Raw genomic sequence first — 24,187 nt, forward strand, 5'->3', positions numbered from 1 at the left:
TCCCACCTCTATCTATTGGATATACATGCGTATCAATTGAAAAAGAAAGGGTCAGTCCAATGATGGCCTGACCTCCTTCTGTTACTCCTACTGTTAAGCAGCTTAGCCTAGAATTTGTTCCGCTTCAGAACGGAATACTTCTACGCCTTCTTCTGGAGTCATATCACCATATTTTACAGCTTCCAACATGCGATTAAATGATGCTCTTACCTCTGCTTCTCCTGCTGGAGGTAGGGGTTCAGGCTCACCAGCACGTTGCCCTACAATATCTAGGAACTCAAACGTCTTCGCTACACTTTCATCTACCTGGTCCATTAAGTGAGTACGAACCTCTGTAGAAATTGGAACTCCACGTTCAGCCATTAGAATTTCATTTCCTTCGATATCATTTGTTAGGAAGTCAATGAATTTACCAGCAGCTTCTTGCTGTTCAGACGCTGCAGAGATACTAAAGGACATGCTTGGACGGATCCAGTCACCAGGACTTGTAGCCCCTTCCGCTACCGGAAGCACATTCACACCAATTGGGTCTTCAGACATTGGCTGAATTCCAATAACGCCATTACTAGCACCCACGGCCATTGCCGCTTCTCTATTCGCGATCATCGATTCTCCACTATCATTAATCTCAACTGTTACATCATGTGGAGTAGACACTCCATTATCAATCATGTTTTTCTCCATTGTTAGGAAATCGATTAGCGTTTGGTCCTCAAACCCAAGCTTGCCGTCTTCTCCGTAAAGGTGCTGCTCAAATTGACGTGCATAGTGGGTAAACGCTTCGTACTCTGCTTTAACAAAGTCAAATCCCCACGCGTTGTCTCCCTCACCTTGTGAAACTTTATCCATTGCCTCATATAAGTCGTCATACGTATATCCAGGCTCTAAATTTATATCGTATTCCTCAAATAACGCTTCATTATAAAGGGTTGAAAAAGCATTCGCCCCTGCTGCAATGGCAAATGTGCCGCCATCCTTTATGTTCATTTCTTGGTACACATCGTCAACGTCATCCATATTGATTGTACCCTCTTCAATGAGATCATTTAGATCAAGAACAAGTTCACTTGATATGTACTGCTCAAGTTTTGATGTGTCCATTTGAATGACATCCGGTAGATTACTTCCGGCTGCTTGAGTCGTTAGCCTTTCCCAATAGCTATCGAATCCTGTATATTCTGGCTCTACTTTAATGTCTGGGTTTTTCTCCTCAAATAATGCTATGGCTTCGGTAGTCATATTGTGGCGCTCATCTGCACCCCACCACGATACTCTAATAACGGTCTGACCATCTTCTGACCCTTCATTTCCGCCAGTTGGTCCACCTGGTGTACAGCCAACCATGACCAAAGTTAATGCGGTTACGCCTGCCATTGATCCCCATAATTTATTCATAAGTAACCATCCCCGCTCTTTTTGTAAGTGCTTTCATTCATAATTATAAGCGCTTACATTGATTAGTCATATATAATAAATGTTAAATATCTATAAAAAACCAACACACATTCTATTATCATACGTTTTATTTCTTTTTTGAAGCAAGACCCATCTTTCCAAAAATATGCTATCATCTTACTAATGTTCTGTTGATAAAGACTTTTATGAACGCGCTTACAAACTAACTTTTTGAAAGGAAGTGACAAAAGGTGAAGCTCTATTACGATCAACCATCTTTACTGTGGACTCATGCATTACCAATTGGAAATGGTTCTTTAGGGGCCATGGTGTATGGCGGCATTCAAGAAGAGAGGCTTCAATGTAATGAAGACACAATATGGTCTGGTGCACCTCGTGATCAATTTAATGTTAAGGCTATAGATTCTTTACCAGAGGTTCGATCGCTTTTAAAAGAAGGAAAATATAAAGATGCAAATGAAGCCGGTAGAAAATTAATGGGTGCCTACACTCAGTCCTATCTTCCTTTCTGTGATATCCATCTAACCTTTGATCATGATGCTACGTGCAGTCAGTATCAAAGAGAGCTCGACTTAGAACATGCCCTTTTAACAACGAGTTACACAATGAATGGAGTCACGTACAAACGTGAAACCTTCTCCTCTTATGTAGATCGTGTAATTGTTATGAGGCTAACAGCAAGCGAACCAAAAGCTCTGTCTTTTTCTGCTCGAATTTCAAGCCAATTATACGCCCAAAGTCAAACGAACGATCAGCGTATTCATTTAACTGGACGGTGCCCTGATCATGTAGATCCTTCCTATTATGATACACCTGATCCTGTTATCTATAAGGAAGAAGCAGAGTCAGAAGCGATTCGATTTGAGGCCATCCTCGATGTGAAGCTTGTTGATGGGTCCGTCAAATCATCAGCTGAGTCTTTAACAATTTGTGGTGCGACTGAGGTAACCCTAACGTTTGGTGCTGCTACTAGTTTTAACGGGTATAATCGCTCACCAGGTAAACAAGGAAAGGACTATCATCGCGATGTACACAATACGTTACAACAAGCTGGATCGAAGTCATATAGTGAGCTTTTGACTGCACATGTAAACGACTATCAGCAATTATTTCAGAGAGTAGAGTTTGAACTCGACCCAAACGAGTCTCATTCCCATCTACCAACAGATGAGCGCATTAAGGATTATGGAGCTTCTGATCAAGGATTGGTTGAACTACTTTTCCATTACGGACGGTATTTATTGATTGCAAGCTCTCGACAAGGATCGCAGCCAGCCAATCTTCAAGGCATTTGGAACAATGAGCTAAGACCGCCATGGAGCAGCAATTATACGTTAAATATTAATACAGAAATGAATTATTGGCCGGCTGAATTATGCCAGCTAAAGGAATGCCATACTCCTTTGTTGCAGTTCATCTCTGAACTGGCTGAGACAGGCAAACAAACGGCTTCAATCCATTACGATTGTAGCGGCTGGACTGCTCATCATAATTCTGATATTTGGCGCCACTCTCTTCCGGCAGGCAACAATAGCCACGGCGAACCCATTTGGACCATCTGGCCGATGGCAGGTGCTTGGCTTACACAGCATCTATGGGAGCACTATCTCTTTAATCTTGATCAGGAATATTTACGAAAACATGCATATCCGGTGATGAAAGGGGCCGCCGAATTCTGTCTTGATTGGCTAATCAAAAATGAGGATGGTTTCTTGATTACATCACCATCTACGTCTCCAGAACATTGCTTTCTTTCTAATGGTGAACCTTGTGGGCTAAGCGAAGCTTCCACTATGGACATCGCCTTAATCAGAGAATTGTTCACTAATACTGTAGACGCAGCCGGTGTTCTACAAATAGATCAAACATTCATCCAAAAAATTAAAGCTTCTTTAAACCAACTGCTCCCTTATCAAATTGGCGAACGTAATCGCCTGCAAGAGTGGTCCAAAGATTATACGGATCATGAGCCAGAGCATAGACATGTCTCGCATTTATTTGGCGTCTATCCTGGACACTTGCTCACAGAATCCTCATCAGCTGATTTATTTCATGCGGCGGAGCAAGCCCTAAAAATAAGGGGCAACGGTGGGACAGGGTGGAGTTTAGCATGGAAAATCTGTCTATGGGCTCGTTTTCGTAATGGCGACCAGGCACATCTATTCATTCATAACCTACTTCAAATAACGGAAGAAGACTCTATCAACCAAAAAGGCGGCGTGTACCAAAACTTATTTGATGCGCATCCACCCTTTCAAATTGATGGGAATTTCGGTTATACGGCAGGCGTTATCGAAATGCTCTTACAATCGCATGAAGACTACATTAGCTTCCTCCCCGCCCTACCTAAGCACTGGAAAAAAGGTCGGCTAAATGGGGTCAAAGCACGCGGTGGATTTATTATTGATATGGAGTGGAGAAACAGAAAGCTGACAAAGGTGAAGATTCATTCAGAGAAAGGTCAGACATGCCGTATCGATTCGATACCTACTATGAAGATCGAGTCTAATGGAGTTTCTATCAAGTGGGAAAAAGATTCAGTACATCAGATCATATCAATTGATACAATCGCAGGTAGCTCCTATCACCTCATTATCTCAGGATAAAGAGAACCGCCTGTGTAGAACCGAAAAAGCCCTCTATTGCTGTTAAGAAGCAATAGAGGGCTTTTGGGTTATCATTTTCTTATGGACTGATTCGGTAAATCACCCGTAAGGTTTAATTCAAACAATCCAGCTTCTTTTGCTGAACGAATCGCAATGTAAACAAATGGACCAAGAATTAGACCTAATACCCCAAAGAATACATACCCAAAATACATAGATAACACAGTTGGTAGTGCTGCAAGTCCAATTGAATCTCCCAGTACTTTCGGTTCAATGATTCTTCTCACTAATAACAGCACCACAGCCAAAATCATAAGTTGTAGCCCTGTGCTAGTGCTCCCAAGAATCATAGCCAGAATACCCCATGGGACAAGAATTAAAGCCGGACCGACGTATAAAGGAATAATATCGACTAGCCAAATAAGAACAGACATAAGTAAGGCCGACTCTGGTGAGATGAACAACAAGCTCACATACGTCACAATGAACACTCCAACGCTGAGAATAAACTGTGCTTTCCAATAGCCTAAAAATACTTTGCTCATTCGTTGGAAAACAAACCGTAACTTACTTGCTGTTTCCATTTTAAAGAGGTTAAAGAATAAATTTAAAAGTCTTGGCAGATCCAAGCTGAACAAAAACAATGTAATAACATAGATCAGTAAAACAAATAACATATTAGGAATACCCGTCAATACCGAAGTACTTGTCGCAAGAATATCGGATGTGATACTGACAGCCTTATCAAATAGGGCTTCTGACTGTCTCTCAAGCTCTCTGACAATTTGATTTCCTTGAGGAATTTCAGCGATTGTCTGGTTAAATGTAATAATAAAATCATCTATAAATATTTGGATCTCGCGCGCATAGTGCGGGATTTCCAGTGACCTCATATAAATCATGGTAACCAATCTAGTTAAGGTCAGATAAAGTAGGTACCCTCCTACTGTAAGGAATAACGTAAATACAATGGTCACAGGAAGAATTCGCTTCTCCGATTTCAAGTGCTTTTTAAGCATCTTCACAAATGGCTCAAAAATCATAGCGGTTAATAACGCAAGTAAGATAGGCAAAAACACAGAAAAGTTAATATACACAAAAACAACGATTGCAATAGCAGCAATCAAAGTCAAAATTCTTTTGACCAATACTGGATTAAACAATAAACAACCTCCTGACCACAATTAAAAAGGTGATGCTACATTATTATATCAGCATGGTGAAACGATACACAATTTTTCGAGAAATTTTTTTAAAGTTTGAATGTACTTACTGATTTCTGTAATTCTCCTGCGATATCCGTTAAATAACTCGATGCACCCGCAACTTCCTCCATAGCAGCTCCTTGCTCCTGTGCGGCCGCAGCAACTTGTTGAGAATGACTGGCTGCATCTGTGGCTAATTTAGATGCTACTTCAATTGTCTTTGCCATATCTATTACTTTTTCTTTAACATGCACGACTGACTGAGAGACTTCAACTACCTGAGAAGTAACTCCATTAACGTCAGCCGTAATCTGAATAAATTCACTACCTGCACGGTCTACTAAGTTCATGCCTCCATCCACTACCAAAGCCACATCATTCATAGATTGAACTGATTGATCAATTTGACTGTTGATACGTTCTGTTATTCCTTTAATTTGTAAGGCCGAACCTTGAGATTGATCAGCTAGCTTTCGAACCTCAGAAGCAACAACTGCAAATCCTTTTCCTTGTTCACCTGCACGAGCGGCCTCTATTGAAGCATTTAAAGCTAATAAGCTAGTTTGCTCAGCAACCTCAGTAACCATTAAAATCATCTTACTTATCTCTACAGATTGATCACCCAATTGTTCAATAAGTGTTGAAACAGTCTCTGTTTTAGCTTTAATTACTTTCATTTGTGTCAGACTCTCTGTTACGATATTTAATCCATTCTCTGCTTTGTTCTGAGTTGCTTTAGAACTATGGTCCACTTTATTCACGAGTTCTTCGATAGATTGAATACTAACCCCTATTTCTTGAGCAGAACTTGTAGCCAGATGAGTTTGCCTCATTTGAATTTCAGAACCGGCTGCTACCTCTTGGATTATCTGTGTGATTTCCTCTGCTGCATGATTCGTCTGATCTGCTCCAGCTGATAACTGGTCAGAGGATGATGCTACTTGATTTGATTTCAGTATTACGTCATTAACAAGTTTAGAAAGACTAAGCCTCATCTGATCATAATTCATAGCTAATTGACCAATTTCATCCTTCGCAGAATCTTGAATTGATACAGTAAAATTTCCTTGTCCTGCATTTTTTAATGCAAAACCAACTTGATTCAATCGCTTTTTCAATCGAGTAGTAAAGCCAAACACAAAAAGTGTAGAAAGCACAATACCTGAAATAACAACAATACCCAAACTGACTAAGATCTTCGAGATCGTTTGATCAACTAACTGTTGCGAAACCCCTGTATACCACATACCTATGATCACATTATCTTTGTCTCTAATTGGTTGATAGGCTGTTTGAGTCATAATACCTGCCACATTTGCCTCTCCATAATAGGTGTTTCCATCTTTAAGTACCGCTTGTATAACTTCATCCGATGCCTGAGTTGAAATAGCTCTTTCCCCATCCACCTCGACATTAGTCGAAATTCTAGTATCATCGAGAAAAATTGTCACAGTTCCTCCGGTCATCTCTGCAATTTGATCAACTAATTCAAAGTTATTATTTAGAACGGTCTCTCCTTTATATAGTTCTCCATCGATGACTGTCCAATCTCCAGGAAACTCTTTGTCAATCGCATGAAAAGATAGTAAGAGATCTGACTCAGCCTTCTCTAGTGCCATTTCTTTAATTCCTTCTGTAACCAATATATAAACAACTAAACCCAATGCACATCCAAAAACAAGTAATAGCGATAATACTAAGGCGTTTATTTTAAATGAAAGCCCCAAATTCTTAAACATTCTCATAATCCTTCTCCTCTAAGTTCATTAGGTGTTTCTTAGAATATATCGGATCAGAAAAGCTATATTTTATTAAGATATACATTATTAAACCGCTTACAATAAAAACTATAAATAAATAACCAACCAGCTGTAAATACAGGAGATTGGTTACTTTTTTTAATTATACAGAAGTAGCTCCCTGCCCACCGTCAATTCGGTAGTACGTTCCTGAAATAAAAGCAGCATCATCTGAGGCTAAGAAGGCCATTAGATTAGCAATTTCTTCTGAAGTAGCATATCGATTTAAGGGTACACTTGCTTCAAATTGCTTTCTCGGATCTTTTGCGCCTGTTTGTTCTGCATTTGACTCAATTGATCTCATCATCTGTGTATCCACACCTGATGGAGCTACTGCATTTACTCGAATATTGTTTGGTGCTCCTTCAAGTGCTGCGGTTTTTGTTAATCCAATGACACCGTGCTTAGAAGCTACATACAGTCCCATGCCTGGAGCACCTAATAATCCACCATTTGAAGCTGTGTTGACAATGGCTCCACTCTTCTGTTCGTTCATCACGCGCATGACGTGTTTCAATCCATAAAATACACCTTTTAGGTTAACATTCATGACCATTTCAAAATTCTCAGTGGTTTGATCCACAAGATTTTTAAACTCACCATTGATCCCAGCATTATTAATAAATACATCAATTCGACCGTATTTTTCTTTTGTTTGAGAAACAAACGCTTCAACATCCTCTTCTTTTCCTACATTACCATCAAGTAAAAGAAGATCAGATGCTTCAATATCAATACCTTCAGCCGCTTTTTTTAAGACATCTAGTTTTAAGTCTACCAGTGTTAGCTTTGCGCCTTCTCGGGCAAATTTCTTTGCAGCAGCAATTCCAATACCGCCCGCAGCACCAGTAATGAGTACGACCTTATTATGAAAAGTCATCGTATAAGCACTATTATGATTTTTCATCTCTAAACTCGTTTGGCTCTTCATGTTTGGTTGAATTATGGTTCTTTATCTGGCTGAGTCTGCCATTTCGATGTTCACCATGGTTTGTATTCTCTTTAAATTGGTTATTCGGTTTATGATCTTTTTTTGACATCAATAGCCCTCTTTTCCTAATGTGTTAAGGATAGCTTTTGCTATTACGTCCAATCTATACATTCTGAAACAGGCTTAGCAATCATTAGTATCCTTTAGGAAACTATAGTACTTTAAAGTGCGTACTACTATCTTGCATATCACTGTTGTATACTATCGAAATACCGAGAAATCAGTATATCTATTATATCTTCTGGAGGGAACTACCCATGTCTAAAGTTTTATTTATCAAAGCCAATGACCGCCCTGCTGATCAAGCAGTAAGCGTTATGATGTACGATGCATTCCTTGCATCATATAAAGAAGCTAATCCTAGCGACACTGTTACAGAATTGGATCTTTTCAAAGCTGACCTTCCTTACTATGGTAATGAAGCAATCACTGCTAACTACAAAAAGAGCCAAGGAATGGAATTAACAACAGAAGATCAAACGTTTATTGATCTTACAGAACAATACCTTGGTCAGTTCTTTGACGCTGATAAAATTGTTTTTGCTACACCACTATGGAATGGAACAGTTCCAGCACCACTTGTTACGTATATTTCGTACCTTGCACAAGCTGGACGTACATTCAAATATACAGCAGAAGGTCCAGTTGGACTTGCTGGCGATAAAAAAGTAGCTGTACTTGCTGCACGTGGTTCTGACTACGCTCTTGATTTCATGGCAGACGGTGAAATGGCTGTACGCTTTGTGAACAGAAACCTTGCCCTTTGGGGTATTCTTGAGCCAACTGAACTAATTATCGAAGGTCACAATCATTACCCTGAGCGTTCTCAGGAAATTATTGCTGACGGATTAGTAGAAGTAACAAAAGCTGGCGCTTCTTTCTAATTGCTATAAAAAGAAAAAGCTGTCCCCTTCACGTCATGTGAAGAAGGGACAGCTTTTTTTATTTAATCAAACATTAAAGGACGAGCGATCTTATTGATAGCCGCTCCATCCACCATTAACGTTTGTCCGCTCACGTATGTCGCTTCATCTGAAACCATAAATAAGCAAGCATTCGCGATATCATCAACCGTACCAATACGTCCGAATGGTTGAAATTCAAGAGTTTGTCTGAATGCTTCCTCTGGATCTTCAAGGCTTGCAAATGTTTTTTGTAGAAGTGGTGTGTCAACAGAGCTTGGACATACAGCATTCACACGGATATTATGTGGACCTAAGTCAAGTGACATCTGGCGTGTCAATGCAGTCAGCCCACCCTTTGATGCAGCGTATGCTGCAAGCCTCGTAATCGTTTTTTCCGCATGCCATGATGCGATATTAACAATTGCACCACCCCCGCGCTTTTTCATTTCAGCGATGGTATATTTTGAGCATAAAAAAGCTCCAGTTAAATTCACACCAAGAATTTGCTGCCATTCTTCAAACGATGTATCTTCAACTGATTTTCGAACAGTTACTGCTGCATTATTAATAAGGATATCCACCCCACCAAATGCTTCTATAGCCTGATCGACTAACTTTGTCACTTGCTCCTCCTTGCTCACATCAGCTTGAACAAAAAGCGCCTCCACATCATTCTCTTTTAACTGATTTACTAAAGCGAGTCCTAGCTCTTCATTCACATCCGCCACAACCACTTTTGCGCCTTCTCGTGCAAAGGTTCGGGCAATCCCCTCACCGATGCCTTGACTACCACCTGTAATGATTGCTACTTTATTTTTTAATCTCATATGTCATTCCTCCTCACGATTTAAAAAGGAACCCTACATGCATAGGGCCCCTCCAGTTTCTTAGTTTAAATTGCTCAAATCTAATTTGTACCCATTCTCATCATTACTCTCTTTTTCAGGAGCATTAAAAAGTGTTTGCTTGTTGATCTTATGCTTCTCCGCTGCACGGTCAGCAAATGCATCTGCGATCTCCGTATCTTCATTCAACACAAACTCAAGCGCGTTAATCTGAGTACGAAGTCTTTGAACAGTACGATCAAGATAAATATAGACCTGTTGATCATACGAAGATAATTCTCTAAACGTCTTCTCATCAACCTGCATTTCCTTTACCTTCTTAATACAATGAACAAGCTCCCCACGAAGCTGATTACGCTGTTCTTTCACAACTGCAAGATCTCTCATACATGCCACCCTTTCTAAAGATGCGAGTTATTCATATTGTCACGTTCCATCTAATTCTAGTATAGCTTTTTCAAGTAGGCTTTGAAAGGGGAAATATGCTAATTTTGTTTATCTCCCCTTCCCTCTAATGGTTAGACAAAATCTAAACTCTTCAGATAGTAAGAATAAAAAGACAATACTCCCAACATTCAGAACCTTGTTAATGCATACCTGCTCTGCTACCATGGAATAATGTTTTGAAGAGGAAATGAGAGGACTTATACATCATGACGAACACAAATGAACAATGGTCATCAAAGCTTGGATTTATTTACGCAACCGCAGGAAGCGCAATTGGACTCGGCGCAATCTGGAAATTTCCATACATAGCTGGAATGAGCGGTGGCGGTGCTTTCTTTATTCTATTCCTATTATTAACACTATTCTTAGGAGTTCCTTTACTCATTGGGGAGTACGTCTTAGGCAGACATACTGGAAAAGACGCTATTCTGACGTATAAAAAATTAGCCCCACGCTCTCCTTATCAATTAACTGGCTGGTTAGGAGTCATAGCCTGTTTTCTCATTCTTTCTTTCTATAGTGTGATTGGAGGATGGTCTCTCCTTTATCTCGGATCATCACTCACTGGCCAATTGTCGGGGTTAACATTAGGTGAATCTCAGAATTACTTTGATAATCTCATTGCTAACCCTGCTCTTGCCCTTGGTGCTCAGTTAACCTTTCTGTTGCTTGCAGCATTTGTCGTAGCTAAAGGAATTCAGAAAGGCATTGAAAAGGTGAGCAAGTGGATGATTCCATCCTTACTTGTACTGCTCGTGATCTTAGCTGTCTATTCCCTTACGCTTGACGGAGCCGCTGAAGGTATTCGCTTCCTACTCTACCCTGATTTCTCCGCTATTGATGGAGAAACCGTATTGTTTGCTCTAGGACAATCCTTTTTTGCTTTATCTGTAGGTGTATCCGTTATGGTCACTCTAAGTTCTTACGCATCAAAAAAGCAGAATCTACCGGCATCTGCCATGGTTTTAGCAGTCATGAATATCTTTGTTGCTTTACTTGCTGGTCTTGTGATCTTTCCTGGTGTCTTTACTTTTGGTTTTACACCTGAAGAGGGTCCAACGTTAATCTTTGCTGTTCTACCAGCTATTTTTGAACAAATGGCATTTGGTCAGCTTCCGCTTATCGCCTTTTTTGTCTTATTCCTTTTTGCTGCATTAAGCACGGCCTTTTCATTACTTGAAATTATTGTAGCTGCTTTTGTACGAGGAAACCAAACGAAGCGAAAACGCGCCAGCTGGATTTTTGCTATTCTAGTCTTTATCGTTGGGGTACCCTCCGCACTATCATACGGCTTACTCTCAAACCTAGAGATAGGAGAGCGTTCCTTTTTTGATACAGTGGATTACGTTACGAGTAACATTCTTATGCCTTTAGGAGCTTTGTTAATCTGTCTCATGATTCCACGAAAAATAAGCAAAGAGATCTTATGGCAAGAGTTCACTTCTGGATCAAACGCCGGAAAACGACTATTCGCCTTGTGGTTTGCGTTAATAAAATACGTCGTACCTTTAGCCATCTGTATTGTATTTATCGATCAGTTATTCGGTCTAAATCTCGTTACGATTATATTTGGCTAACCGGCTGGTTTAAGTTCAGTAAATTACTGGACTTAAACCAGCTTATTTTCTATTTTATTTATTAAAATGATTTTTAAATACACTTGACTTTATAAAGTTATTTAAAGTAATATACGCCTATGAAAGCGGTAACAATTAGATACGTTCGATTTATGTTAACTCAACATCAAAATAATTCTTTATAGGGATGGTTATAGATGCAGATAGATCATAAAGAAACGATCATTTTAACTAAGGAAAAAAACTCATTTACACCGGCTTTACCAGCATTGCAAGGGAAGAATCTCCAGGACGAGATGCTTCACTTTTCCAATCATTTTATGATGGTAAACGACAAACCTGTCTTCGGAATATGTGGAGAGTTTCATTTCAGCCGTTATAATCACACGAAATGGGAAGACGAGCTTTTAAAGATGAAAATGTGTGGGGTTACGATTGTTCCAACGTATGTAGTTTGGAATCACCATGAGGAGATTAAAGGAGAGTTTGAATGGAAGGGGTCTAAGGATTTACGTACATTTATTCAGCTTTGCGGAAAACATGGTCTACAATGTATTTTACGAATCGGCCCTTTTGCTCATGGAGAAGTTAGGAATGGTGGCCTTCCAGATTGGCTTTATGGTGAACCCTGCCGTGTAAGAAGCAATGATGCTCGCTATATCTATTATGTTGAACGTATGTACAATGAAATCGGAAAGCAAGCTGAAGGGCTTATGTATAAGGATGATGGTCCTGTCATTGGTATTCAGCTTGAGAATGAATTCTATCACGCCGGGGCTCCTTGGGAACTAACAACTGGTACAAGCAACGAGTGGGTTTCAGCTGGTGAAGATGGCGAAGCACACATCCTATTACTAAAAGAGTTAGCCATTCAAGCAGGTTTGGTCACTCCAATCTACTCGGCTACTGGTTGGGGTGGAGCATTAGCGCCAACTGAAGAAGTTCTTCCGTTATGGGGCGGTTATGCTTTTTGGCCATGGGTTTTCTATGATGAGACTGTACGTGAGCACCCAATCACGCCGGAGTTTATTTATCGTAATTACAATAGTACAACCTACAATTTTGATCCGAACTATGATCCGCAATCCATTCCATTTGCCTGCTGTGAAATGGGAGGCGGTATGACCGTTTTTTATAATTATCGATTCAGTCTGCCCTATAGAAGTGTTGAAGCGATGGCTAATATTAAGGTTGCCGGTGGATGTAATTTCGTTGGGTATTATGTATTCCACGGAAGCTCAAATCCTAAGGGGAAAACAACTCCTTATTTAAATGAGAATGCTACACCAAAAATATCGTATGACTATCAAGCTCCTATCGGAGAGTTTGGCCAAATACGAGAATCATATAAACGACTAAAGAGACAGCATTATTTTTATAAAGACTTTGAAGACAGCTTCTGCCAGACAACGACTGTTTTGCCTCATAATACAGATGATATGAGACCAGATGACGTGGATACTTTACGCTATGCATTACGAGTCAATGAAGGTAAGGGATTTATTTTTATTAATAACTATCAGGACCATATACAATCTCCCGCGAAAGACAATATTTCATTACAAATTCAAATTGAACAAAAGAAATTGCACATTCCTCATGAAGGTGGGTTTTCCATAGGTGAAGATGTTAGTTGTATTTTACCTTTTCATCTAACAATCTCAGATGTGCAGCTTGAATATGCAACAGCGCAGCTTATGAAAAAGGTTAAACTATCTGATCATGAAGACGCTTATTTCTTCTTTCACCCTTCTGGTATGAAGCCAAGTTATCGATTCGAGAAACAGAATATTGATCGTGTCACCCTTTCAGATGGAGATGTACAAATGGAAAGCAGCCATTATACAGTAACACCCACTGAAGAGATGTTAACAAGAATAGATATTCATTCCAAGCAAGGTAAACTCATTCGAATCTATACGATGACAGATGAACAAAGCTTACATTTTTGGTCATTTGAATGGAACGGAAAACCACATGCCATTTTATCAGAAGCAGCCCTTATCGTTGAAGAAGATCGTGTTCGCTTTGAGTCTGAATCTGAGGTGCTTCAAGTAACAGCGATAGATGAACTGATATCGCCAGCACTCGCATCATTTTTCACAGAGAGATCAGACCATATGTTACTACATGAGTATTCTATCAAAAAAGAGAAGATAACGTCTGAACCGATTTTAGAATCGATCGATCATAGGCGGACCCTCATTACTATTCCAAGTGACATCTTTAGTCAATGTAAAGAAGTGTTACTAAACATCTCTTATGACGGGGATATTGGGTACGCATTCATTAATAATGAATTAGTACATGACAATTTTAACAATGGTGATGTCTGGCAAATCGGGTTAAGTCATTTAGAGGCAGAGCTGCTACATGATCCAATCTATCTTCAAATCTCACCATTAAAAGAAGGACGTAAGGTAAAAAGTGATTCACCGATGGCCGCAAGAACTGAAATCGCTAATAAAGAGATTGCAGACATAAAATCTATCTCATTAGAGCCAGTTTATGAATTTGAAGTCTTAACTAACAGAAAATAGATTCATAAAAGAAACAATGATAAAAAGCTGGAGGGAACACATGAAAACAATCACAGCGATAAATCTAACAGTAGAACAGCTGCAAGCACCTTATGGAATAGAGTCACATAAACCGTTATTGGGCTGGGGATTCTCTAATTCAACAGTAAGAGGAAAAAGACAGACTGCCTATCAAATTCTTGTATCTACTCACGAGTCCTTATTAAACGAAGGTAACGCTGATATGTGGGATAGTGGAAAAGTTTATTCAAATCAGCATCAATTCATTAACTATGAAGGTCATATCTTATTACCTGAAAAAAAGTATGTATGGAAAGTTTGCTTATGGGATGAAAATGACGATGAAAGCAGCTGGAGTGAAGATTCCAATTGGACAATGGGGGTTATGAGCCAGGAATGGCAAGCCGATTGGATTGGTTTAACGCCCTCTATACAAGACGGATGGAAAGAAGATACATGTGAAGAGCCTATGCCCTTATTTCGGCATGAATTCTCTATTCAATCATCACCTATTCGAGTGCTCGCTCACGTAAGTGGACTAGGTCAATATGAGTTTCGTTTAAACGGGGTTAAAGTAGGTGACGCTGTTCTTGAACCAGGCTGGACAGATTATGATCAATCCTGTTTGTATCATTCTTATGATGTCACTTCCTATATAAATCAAGGTGATAATGCGGCAGGAATCATGTTAGGTTGCGGTTTCTATCACGTTAACGGCCAAACAAAAAGGTATGTAAAATATGAAGGTAGCTATGATCTACCAAAATGTATTATTCGGCTTACTATAGACTATTCGAATGGCGAAACGGAAACGATTGGCACTGGCTCACATTGGGACATAGGTAGAAGTCCGATTGTCTTTTCTTCAATCTACGGTGGAGAAGATTATGATGCACGCTTACTACAAGAAGGGTGGGACAAAGTTGGATTTGTCGATTCAAATGATCACTGGAGATCAGCCCCTGTAGTACGTCCTCCAGAAGGAAAGCTCTGTAGTCGAATCATTCCACGAAATAAAATAAAAGAAACCATCGTAGCAAAGAAAATTGAGGTCAATAGTCAGGCTATAGAATTATATGATTTGGAAAAAAACATCTCTGGCTGGCCACGCATCCGTATTAAAGGAGAAAAAGGTTCATCCGTGACACTTGTTACTGGGGAACTACTTACTAGTGATCATCATGTAGATCAATCTATGATTGGAGAACCAGTCTCCTTTACGTATACATTAAAAGGTGAAAATGAGATTGAAGATTGGGCACCTCAATTTACGTATCATGGATTTCGATATGTACAAGTTAGTTATAGCTATCAAGAAGAACCACCAGAACTACTAAGTGTAAAAGGAGAAATGATTTACCCTGAAGTGGAAGAGGTTGGAGACTTTCAATGTTCGAATTCTGAATGGAATGCCATTCATGAAATCATTAATACCTCTATTAAAAGTAACATGAAGAGTATATTTACAGATTGCCCGCACCGTGAAAAGCTTGGGTGGATAGAACAGTTACATTTAATGGCCCCATCGATTTTTTACAACTTCAATGTAGCCCCATTATACGAGAAGATCTTTATCGACCTTGAGGAAGCTCAAGAAGAGAATGGTTTTGTACCAAATATAGCTCCTGAATATGTGGAATTTGAAGATGGTTTTCGCGATTCACCAGAATGGGGAAGTTCTTTCGTTATTGGTCCCTGGTATCACTATAATTGGTACGGGAATGATACGGTCTTAAAGAGACATTACACTCAGATGATTAAATATGTTGAGTATCTAGTATCTCGTTCTACAGAAGGAATTGTCCATCACGGATTAGGTGACTGGGGGGATTTAGGAGAGGTTCCTGATGACAATCAAGGATTTGCCGTTCATACACCCATTGCCGTAACCGCAACCGCCATGTTGTTTGAAACTAGTCGAATTCTGGCCGACATCGCTCAACTACTTGGCTATCACGAAGATGTATTGAGGTTTAGGACCCTTTCAGATGAGACAAAGAAAGCATTTAATCAAGCATTTTTTAATAAAAGCACTTCTTTTTATGCAACGAATAGTCAAACATCAAACGCTACGGCCCTAGCTCTCGATCTAGTATCAGAAGTCGATACATCACACGTTTTATCTAATCTAATCACTGAGTTAACAAATAATAAGTATGTGATCACATGTGGTGAGGTAGGACATCGATACTTATTATCAGCATTATCTACATATGATAGATCTGATATTGTGGAGAAAATGCTTCAGCAATCGAATGAGCCTTATTATAGGTTTCTAGTGAACAACGGTGCAACGAGTTTAACTGAATTTTGGGATGGACCTCTGACTGGCCATTCACACAATCATATTATGATGGGACACATAGAGGAATGGTTTTATGCTCAACTAGGGGGCATTCAGATTAATTATTCTCAAAGAGAAGCCGTGCATCCGATTCTCATTTCACCTTTTATCGCTGAACATGTCGATTGGGTTAAAGCAAATCACAAAATAGCAGCAGGATGGATCCATACTCATTGGAAAAAGAATGATGACCAATTACTAGTAGACGTTACGATTCCAGCTAATACGAAAACAGTGATTGCTCTACCTGTTACTAAAAACGAAGAAGTAACAGAACGAGAAATAGGTACAATCAATGAAGAGATAAAAACAATAAATGGAGTCAGTCGCATGTATATTCACGTTGGATCAGGGATGTACAATTTTAATATAAAGAAGGTTTAGGTAGAGTAGACAAAAGAAAACGACGAGCGTTCCTATTAAGGAATGATCGTCGTTTTGGTCTGTCTATCTACTTTTATTCCAGCCACTTTTCGTTAGTTAATTCCCTAAAATCTACTTTAAATATAGTGAACGAATTTCTACCTGTGAATAGTTATTTTTCTAAATTAACTTTACCTGAAGGTGTATAGATTGGCTCTGGTTCCGGATCTGATTCAGCAAAAGCGGTCTGTGAATGAAACGTAACAACCGAAAAAAGAACAACTGATAGAATGAAAAGCTTACTAAACATTTTCAATTCAAACACTCCCAATTTAAGTTTGTTTGTAATTCATTTGAATAACTAAACGTCATAAACTGCAGGGTTGTTTCAGAACCATCTCGTTGTTGAAGAGATTATGTCGAATCTTCGGATGCCTCAGCCTTGCTTTGAACCTTATAGGTACACCATTCTACACACATGATTCCAACTAACATTGAGGTCATTAACCTCCTATCATTAACCTCCTTTCTTATTGAAATCTATTATATCAGTAATATTATTACATATATATACTTAAATTGTATTTAAGAGCATCTATTACTATTTGAGATCATATAATAGTAATTTCCCTCCCTCTTTCTAAACACTAAGAAGCTAATTAACCTCGTAAACGTTCTTACATCCGACGTCAAACGAGTTCATCATCGTCTTTTGGCACAAAAAAAACACCCCAAAAGTAGTTTCTCTACTTCTTAGGGTGCTTTCAGTATGTTATTGATTATCTAATTCACTTTTCACATCTGCTGGAACCTCAGACTCTTCTACTTCACTATACGTAACAGCTTGATCACCTTTCATTGTTACAATTAAATAGGCGCCTTGGCGGAGTTGTCTCATCCCCATGAATTCGATTATTTCGCTCTCCCCATCTTCCGTGACACCAAGCGTTTCATAATCATGTTGTGTTGCTTCGGCAGGCGCATTTTCAACAGGTACACCTTCGTCAACAATTTTCACATAATAATCTTCATTTTGGAAGCTACTATAGATCATAAAACCTGCAACAACTGCCGCAATAACCAGTATGATTGTTAATCCTATTTTCTTTATCATGTAGTATCTCACCTCTACCTATAGTCTAATAAGGAATGCGCTATCGTCCTATAGATTTCACTTACACAAACCTTACAATACTGTTAGATTGCTAAAATAACACCTGACTTAAATAGATAAAAAACGTCACCGTAAAACAACTGGCAACCGTAGAGACTAGCACCGCCTGAGCCGCGTATTCAGGATAATTATCATACTCTAAAGCGAAGAGAGCACTGTTTCGCGACATCGGAAAAGAGCTCGCAATTAGAAGGCCTTGGGCCACGGTTCCATCAAGACCCATTACCCAAATAATGACCAGACCAATGAATGGGGCCATAATCAGCCTTCCTATTATTGAGACGAAAAACAGTAGCGAGAACTGCTTTAAGGTGGGATAAGCAATTTGGGCACCTAGTACTAGCAAGGCTAATGCGATAAAGCCATTTGATACTTGTTGCATTGGAGTTTGAATAAATGTCGGGAGTTCCCACGGCATTTGATAAAAAATAAGTCCAATTACAAGCGCATAAATAATCGGTGTCTTAAAAAGCTCGGATAAATTACTCCATAAGCCTGTAGACCTAGTAGATGCTGAAACCATGACACCGTATGTATACGTAATTAAATTCTGGAACATCAGAACAATGACTTGAACGGATATGCCAAGTGGGTTTCCTGCAAAAACTAATTGACTGACAGGCAGTCCAAAGTTGCCTGAGTTCATTAATACAATACTATTCTGGAAAGTTGGCGCAAGCTTTGGATCCATTTTGAATATCTTCACAAGTCCCCAACTTACTCCAGCTAAAATCACAAATTGAATGACTAAGAAACCACCAATCTCAATTAACAATCCAGTATCTAAGTTACTATTTGAGATATTCACAAACACAACAACTGGAAGAAAGAAATACGTTAATAACTTCGAAAAAGATGCCAAATGAAATGAAAACTTTCGATGTAGCAATGCACCTGCTACCAACAATACAAAGATCGGAAGCATAACTTGAAAGATAATCTCGATCAGAAATATCCACATATCCCGTAATCCCTCTTTTTCTCTACTTACTTTATGCTATTGAATAAAAGCTTTCACATAATCAGCCGGTACTTCTTCTATTGTTTGATACAAATAGTCTGGCTGCGCTTCTTTATCGATTAACAAACAACGAACGCCTTCGTAAAAATCTGTACACATCATAAATTGCATCGCTACCTTTTTATCAAAATCAAGTGCTTCAGTGTAGGTTTTTAGCTTCTCTGTATGTCTTAAATGAGCATACGTAACCAGCAAAGAGACAGGAGATTTCCGTAAAAACGACTGATAGAGTGCCTGAGCTTCTTGGGAACGATCCCTTTTTAATGATCCAACTATTTCTTTTACCGATGGAAGAGAAAAGTGCTTCTCGATAAAAAGAGCTTGTTGCATAAGTTCACTTTTTGGTGGGTTTGTGCTAAACGATTCAATACACTCTTTCACCTGCTGATCTATGTCTTTTTCACTAGAACCCGTTTTGGTAACTAGCCTTTCTCTTAACTCCGTTATAGATGAGCTAGGCACAAAAAAATCTGCCGTTCCGATATGTATAGCATCTGCTCCGCTTATCACCGCACCACTTAAGCCAAGGTACATTCCTATACTATGAGGTGTCTGGTTAAGGAAATATCCTGCACCTACATCTGGAAAGAAACCAATGGCTGTCTCTGGCATGGCCCACTTTGTCTTTTCCGTTACAACTCGATAGGTCGCCCCATATGAAAGTCCAACGCCGCCTCCCATTACGAGGCCGTCCATAAGTGCAATAATGGGTTTTGAATAATTTGCTATGATCGCATCCATCGTATATTCCACGTCAAAAAATCGCTTTGATTTTTCTAAGCCAACACTCGTTGCTCCATATGAATAAATTTCTTTAATATCTCCTCCTGCACAAAAAGCTTTTGAACCAGTACCTTCTAGTAATACGAAACGAACCGATTCATTTACTTCCCAATCAAGAAGAATGTCATAAATGGATTGAATCATCTCAAAGGAAAGAGAATGAAGTGATTTCTCTCTGTTAAGAGTAATCACACCAACCCCTGTATTTGTTACATGAATTTGAGTGTAACTCATCTTTATCCCCCTCTTATCTGATGCTTGCCTTATCCCGTCACAATACTCATGACGATCTCTATCTGACCATAGCAGACTAGTCAGAATATCCGCAAGCGCTTACCTTATTATGACATGAATGCAACGGGAGGAAACTACATGTGTTACAAAGAAGAACCACTGTAAAACGAAGACGATTGATACTTTGATAAGAGGTAGAGGACGATATCAAGACTCATTCAAATATAATCAAGACAGCTTGGGGGATTACCAAGAGCCCGCCCTCAATACTAAGAGCGGACTCACTTTCATCAAGAGTAAAACCAAATTTAAACAGGATTCTACACCGCTCGTCTATACACAAAGTAATAGATCGTTAATGGCCACCACAATACAGTAAAAATTGGATACACCGCCCAAATAACGTCAGGAGTGATTAATGTGTTAACGTTCCAAAAGAAAAGTGTAACTAACAATGCACCAAATACCGAATACAACATCGGGCGTTTAGCAAACGTAACCGACATTGGCCACCAGAGGATAACAAAGGCCGGAAAGATAAACCACGGGAATCCCGGCTCAAAATAAATGTTCAATCCAACATAATACAAAAGAAAAAAGATACTTGCCAATACAGAAAAGGTTGGCATTGCAGCAAGTCGTCCTGCAAAAACCACAAGTGGCCAGTAGAGTATCGGTAGCCATGCATATAGAATCCACAAATACCCTGGTGTCTCTACCAAATTAATCGCAAGCAAAATACAGATAAGAAGGATAGAAGCACATAAGGAGTACCACTTATGCCCATTTGGAAACTTGAACAGTGCGTTTAAAGGCCAAAACAGTAGGAATAATGCTGGATAGATCGCCCAAAGCTGTTCAGGTGTGGTCATCCAATTTATAAAGAAAAGAAATAGAATAGTGAAAAGTGAAGCAATAATAGAAAAAGGCACATCCTCCTTCTTCATTTACTTTCCTCCCCCTTGTCTACGCCAATAATAATACATAGATAATGGCCACCAGAGGATGACGAATGTCGGATAAACAAACCAAATATTATTAGGCGTGTATTCCACATTCATAAACCACATCAAAGCAATAAAAAGGACGCTACCCCACACAGAAAACCACATATTCAAGCGCGTATGTTTCTTTTTTATTGGATTCGATGGTTCCGATGACAGCTGCAACTCTGCTTTAATCTCATCAATATCACCGAAATCAACAATCGTTTTATTAATAGCATCTTCTTCGCTCTTTCCTTGCACCATTAGATCTTGGGCTTTCTCCTGCAGATCCAACGTGATTTCTTCCTTCACTTGAATGACTTCGTCTGTCTCAGGCAAATCGTAAAACAAACGCTCCACATGATTTCGTATTTTTTTCATGAATCAAGCCCCTCCATAAACAAATTAATAATCTTTTTCATCTCGTTCCACTCATTCATCGTTTCTTTTAGGTAGGCTTTACCCAACGTCGTAATGGAATAATATTTACGTTTCCCCCCCTGAGACTTCTCTCCAAAATAAGAGGTGATTAGCTCTTTTTTCTCTAACCGTTGAAACACAGCGTAAAGAGTTGCTTCTTTGATTACGAATTTCCCTTCTGTTCGTAGACTAATTTCCTTAGAAATCTCATAGCCATATCTATCTTTCTCATATACTAGCCGAAGAATAATTGAGTCTACATGGCCCCTCAAAATATCACTGCGAATATTCGACACCTTCCTTCAAATTACTCTGCCTGATAGAACTATATCTGATAGAGTAATTATAAAACGGATTACTCTGTCTGTCAAAGTAAAAAATTCAATATGATCTGTCTGGATTTAGCTGATCTAATCGCTACTGAGGTTCACTCTTCGATTGATAAGTGCTATTATTACTCGTAATGAAAAACTCCGACTCCTCATGCAAATATTTCTCAAAAATGCTCACTCTGCGATTGGATCGAACAGCACATGATTGGAAGTAAGGAAGCGTATTTGGAGGATAGTATTTTGAGTCAGGATTAGGTGAGGATGTTTCTTTTTTGAGCATGATATCACTAATTTTGAGCATTTGAGGTTTTTCTGAGCAATTCGTGGGTTTTTTCGCGCATTGAGCTACACTTTTCGCGCAGAATTCTATTTTTTGAGCATGACGTGTTCATTTTTGAGCATCTACCTTCTATTTTTGCGCACGTCATCTTCTACTCAATCATTGCAAGGAGGATCCATTCGATGTTTGCCTGTAAGGTCAGGTGCCGCACGACCGTTTTTATTAAATATGGCGAAGGCACTCCCACACTTGAATCAACAAAAGCTTTGTTTAAGCAGCTTAGAAAACAGTCCAAGCTGATATCCGTTAAAAAAATCTATGATTATAAGCATTGGAAAAATGACTTTGGGGAGGTAGCAGCCACTCTGGAGGTTGATGTTCTGGTTGAGCACAATCAACATGTGGAATATCTTTCTGATTATGAATTACGAGCCTGTCGAGTTGTTCGCGAGCAATTCTTCACGGCTGGTACGGCTATTCAGGCGTTAGACTCTCACCGTTATCAGCCTCTGCGTACAAGGGCTTTTAGATAAAAAAGAGCAGCGAGCTCTTATACCCGCTGCCTTTTATTTATTCAGTTAATGCTTCTCGGAGTTCTTCTTCGGTTTCAACCCCTATTATATTTAATGCATTAGAGCCATAGATATCCTCTATTTCTGGATCTGCGCCGAAATCCAATAGAAGTAACGCAGATTCATAATCTGCATAATAAACGGCTTCTATTATTGGCGTTGCTTCATCTTCATTTATAATATTCGGGTCTGCTCCAGCTTTTAATAAAACTTCAATGATGTCTGGATATTCATATATAGTGGCGTGATGTAGTGCTGTGTTACCATAATAGTCTTGTTCATTAAAGTCCACACCTAATTCAATTAGACGATTAACCTCATCGATATCCGCTTCGCTTACAGCATCCATTAAATTGGTTGATTCATACTCTTCATAATCACTAAATTCCTCTTCCATCTCAGTCAAAAAGGTACCATATAACACAGTACCACCTGCCACACTTCCAATAATAGCAAAGTAAGCACCAATTGTTGCTGCACCAAGAATGAGCACGCCTGCAACTACTTTTCCGGCATTCTCTGTATAAATAGGTCTTGATGTCTCTCCCATAAATACACTGACTGATTGAATTCGCTTTGGTAGGTTAGGGTGGGAGGATAGAATTTCACTTACCCATACCACTCCGTGCGATTCAGTTGAAATTTGCTCAACAAATGCATCCTCATTTACTTCGCGATACACTTGTTTTCCGACACTTAATATCGTGAGTGCTCGTTTGGCTGCAGGTGCGTTGTTAATTATAAATGCCGCTTCCCGATCACACGTATATTCACATGAACGGCTGTAGGCTTGTGCTAAAAAGGGGATAAACTGAGCTGGTGCGATTAAAATATTTTTCCAAACATGCCGACGTTTCACGTGTGATAGCTCATGGGCAATGATAAAATCAAGCTCATCTTTCCCTTGTTCACGTCCTAAATCAAAAATTTCTGAGTATAATACAACCATATTACGTCCCCAGAACCTTGTTGCAAAGGCATTTAAGATTCCTTCTGATTGGATAACAAAGACATCGGGTACTTTCTGCAGTCCCATTTGCTCTGACATCACTTTCACTCGTTCATACACATCAGGAAACTGGTTCTGACTAATACGAACACCATTTCCTCGAATCGATCCTAACATCATCATGTTCACAAAGAACATAAAGGCAAAGATAAATAAGGCAATTCCAATTCCTATGATTGATATTGCCGCAATAACATATACCAGTACACTAAAAATAATGGCTAATACAAAATATACCGTTTCTCTTGATGAAGTGACATTCTGTTGGTTCAACTCTTTTTCCTCCTGCAATTTCCTTAAAATAAATTTCTACTCTATCATAAGGTAAAGAGACGGAA

The 24,187-nt window shown here is 39.3% G+C and carries 21 protein-coding genes; 6 read left to right on the plus strand and 15 right to left on the minus strand.

From position 1 onward, the window contains the following. Positions 1 to 102: 102 nt before the first annotated feature. Entirely contained in the window at positions 103 to 1,395 is a 1,293-nt protein-coding gene (locus tag J2S05_RS10050; protein ID WP_306982382.1) for an ABC transporter substrate-binding protein, read from the minus strand. Between the two features lie 251 nt (positions 1,396 to 1,646). Between J2S05_RS10050 and J2S05_RS10055 the strand changes: the two genes are divergently transcribed. Further along, positions 1,647 to 4,022 (plus strand): glycoside hydrolase family 95 protein, encoded by a 2,376-nt coding sequence (locus J2S05_RS10055; RefSeq protein ID WP_306982384.1) that lies wholly within the window; start codon positions 1,647 to 1,649, stop codon positions 4,020 to 4,022. A 71-nt stretch (positions 4,023 to 4,093) separates the two neighbouring features. Here J2S05_RS10055 and ytvI read toward each other — a convergent pair whose 3' ends face one another. The 4 genes from ytvI to J2S05_RS10075 all read right to left on the minus strand — a co-directional run bounded on the left by ytvI (position 4,094) and on the right by J2S05_RS10075 (position 8,066). After that, complete coding sequence (gene ytvI / locus J2S05_RS10060; RefSeq protein WP_306982386.1) at positions 4,094 to 5,185, minus strand: sporulation integral membrane protein YtvI; 1,092 nt, start codon at positions 5,183 to 5,185, stop codon at positions 4,094 to 4,096. Positions 5,186 to 5,274: 89 nt separating this feature from the next. Further along, the gene (locus J2S05_RS10065; protein ID WP_306982389.1) at positions 5,275 to 6,972 is read right to left on the minus strand and encodes a methyl-accepting chemotaxis protein; all 1,698 of its coding nucleotides are present in this window, start codon (positions 6,970 to 6,972) and stop codon (positions 5,275 to 5,277) included. Positions 6,973 to 7,129: 157 nt separating this feature from the next. Then, positions 7,130 to 7,933 carry an SDR family NAD(P)-dependent oxidoreductase gene (locus J2S05_RS10070; protein ID WP_306982391.1) on the minus strand — a complete coding sequence of 268 codons (804 nt, stop codon included), beginning with the start codon at positions 7,931 to 7,933 and terminating at the stop codon, positions 7,130 to 7,132. Next, complete coding sequence (locus J2S05_RS10075; protein ID WP_306982393.1) at positions 7,920 to 8,066, minus strand: hypothetical protein; 147 nt, start codon at positions 8,064 to 8,066, stop codon at positions 7,920 to 7,922. Before J2S05_RS10075 ends, J2S05_RS10070 begins: the two co-directional genes overlap by 14 nt. Positions 8,067 to 8,274: 208 nt before the next feature. Between J2S05_RS10075 and J2S05_RS10080 the strand changes: the two genes are divergently transcribed. Continuing rightward, a complete protein-coding gene (locus tag J2S05_RS10080) occupies positions 8,275 to 8,901 on the plus strand; it encodes an FMN-dependent NADH-azoreductase (protein ID WP_306982396.1) in 627 nt (208 codons plus the stop codon). Positions 8,902 to 8,963: 62 nt separating this feature from the next. Here the strand turns inward: J2S05_RS10080 and J2S05_RS10085 are convergent, their stop codons facing one another. Together J2S05_RS10085 and J2S05_RS10090 are read right to left on the minus strand one after the other, a co-directional pair. Beyond that, on the minus strand, positions 8,964 to 9,749 hold the full coding sequence (locus J2S05_RS10085; protein ID WP_306982397.1) for an SDR family NAD(P)-dependent oxidoreductase: 786 nt from the start codon (positions 9,747 to 9,749) through the stop codon (positions 8,964 to 8,966). 60 nt (positions 9,750 to 9,809) lie between these two features. Continuing rightward, positions 9,810 to 10,154, minus strand: coding sequence for a hypothetical protein (locus J2S05_RS10090; protein WP_306982399.1), 345 nt, complete (start codon positions 10,152 to 10,154; stop codon positions 9,810 to 9,812). Positions 10,155 to 10,420: 266 nt separating this feature from the next. Here J2S05_RS10090 and J2S05_RS10095 point away from each other — a divergent pair, with 266 nt between their 5' ends. The 3 genes from J2S05_RS10095 to J2S05_RS10105 all read left to right on the plus strand — a co-directional run bounded on the left by J2S05_RS10095 (position 10,421) and on the right by J2S05_RS10105 (position 17,059). After that, positions 10,421 to 11,791: a sodium-dependent transporter gene (locus J2S05_RS10095; protein WP_306982401.1), complete on the plus strand. Its 1,371-nt coding sequence runs from the start codon at positions 10,421 to 10,423 to the stop codon at positions 11,789 to 11,791. 197 nt (positions 11,792 to 11,988) lie between these two features. Further along, positions 11,989 to 14,331 carry a beta-galactosidase gene (locus tag J2S05_RS10100; RefSeq protein WP_306982403.1) on the plus strand — a complete coding sequence of 781 codons (2,343 nt, stop codon included), beginning with the start codon at positions 11,989 to 11,991 and terminating at the stop codon, positions 14,329 to 14,331. Between the two features lie 40 nt (positions 14,332 to 14,371). Next, positions 14,372 to 17,059, plus strand: coding sequence for an alpha-L-rhamnosidase (locus J2S05_RS10105; protein ID WP_306982405.1), 2,688 nt, complete (start codon positions 14,372 to 14,374; stop codon positions 17,057 to 17,059). A 151-nt stretch (positions 17,060 to 17,210) separates the two neighbouring features. On the opposite strand, the gene J2S05_RS10110 is transcribed toward J2S05_RS10105, so the two are convergent. The 7 genes from J2S05_RS10110 to J2S05_RS10140 all read right to left on the minus strand — a co-directional run bounded on the left by J2S05_RS10110 (position 17,211) and on the right by J2S05_RS10140 (position 21,943). Next, on the minus strand, positions 17,211 to 17,354 hold the full coding sequence (locus J2S05_RS10110) for a hypothetical protein (RefSeq protein ID WP_306982407.1): 144 nt from the start codon (positions 17,352 to 17,354) through the stop codon (positions 17,211 to 17,213). Positions 17,355 to 17,810: 456 nt separating this feature from the next. Continuing rightward, positions 17,811 to 18,152, minus strand: a complete 342-nt coding sequence (locus J2S05_RS10115; protein ID WP_306982408.1) for a YxeA family protein — start codon at positions 18,150 to 18,152, stop codon at positions 17,811 to 17,813. 91 nt (positions 18,153 to 18,243) lie between these two features. Next, complete coding sequence (locus J2S05_RS10120) at positions 18,244 to 19,173, minus strand: AEC family transporter (RefSeq protein WP_306982410.1); 930 nt, start codon at positions 19,171 to 19,173, stop codon at positions 18,244 to 18,246. Positions 19,174 to 19,209: 36 nt separating this feature from the next. Further along, positions 19,210 to 20,250: an enoyl-CoA hydratase/isomerase family protein gene (locus tag J2S05_RS10125; protein WP_306982412.1), complete on the minus strand. Its 1,041-nt coding sequence runs from the start codon at positions 20,248 to 20,250 to the stop codon at positions 19,210 to 19,212. A 320-nt stretch (positions 20,251 to 20,570) separates the two neighbouring features. Beyond that, positions 20,571 to 21,197 (minus strand): hypothetical protein, encoded by a 627-nt coding sequence (locus J2S05_RS10130; RefSeq protein ID WP_306982413.1) that lies wholly within the window; start codon positions 21,195 to 21,197, stop codon positions 20,571 to 20,573. Next, on the minus strand, positions 21,198 to 21,617 hold the full coding sequence (locus J2S05_RS10135) for a permease prefix domain 1-containing protein (protein WP_306982415.1): 420 nt from the start codon (positions 21,615 to 21,617) through the stop codon (positions 21,198 to 21,200). Next, positions 21,614 to 21,943 carry a PadR family transcriptional regulator gene (locus tag J2S05_RS10140; protein WP_306982672.1) on the minus strand — a complete coding sequence of 110 codons (330 nt, stop codon included), beginning with the start codon at positions 21,941 to 21,943 and terminating at the stop codon, positions 21,614 to 21,616. Before J2S05_RS10140 ends, J2S05_RS10135 begins: the two co-directional genes overlap by 4 nt. Positions 21,944 to 22,450: 507 nt before the next feature. Between J2S05_RS10140 and J2S05_RS10145 the strand changes: the two genes are divergently transcribed. After that, positions 22,451 to 22,801, plus strand: a complete 351-nt coding sequence (locus tag J2S05_RS10145) for a hypothetical protein (protein ID WP_306982416.1) — start codon at positions 22,451 to 22,453, stop codon at positions 22,799 to 22,801. A 37-nt stretch (positions 22,802 to 22,838) separates the two neighbouring features. Here the strand turns inward: J2S05_RS10145 and J2S05_RS10150 are convergent, their stop codons facing one another. Continuing rightward, positions 22,839 to 24,122, minus strand: coding sequence for a M48 family metallopeptidase (locus tag J2S05_RS10150; RefSeq protein WP_306982418.1), 1,284 nt, complete (start codon positions 24,120 to 24,122; stop codon positions 22,839 to 22,841). Positions 24,123 to 24,187 lie beyond the last annotated feature (65 nt).

This window comes from Alkalicoccobacillus murimartini, from assembly GCF_030813245.1.
GTDB lineage: Bacteria > Bacillota > Bacilli > Bacillales > Bacillaceae_D > Alkalicoccobacillus > Alkalicoccobacillus murimartini.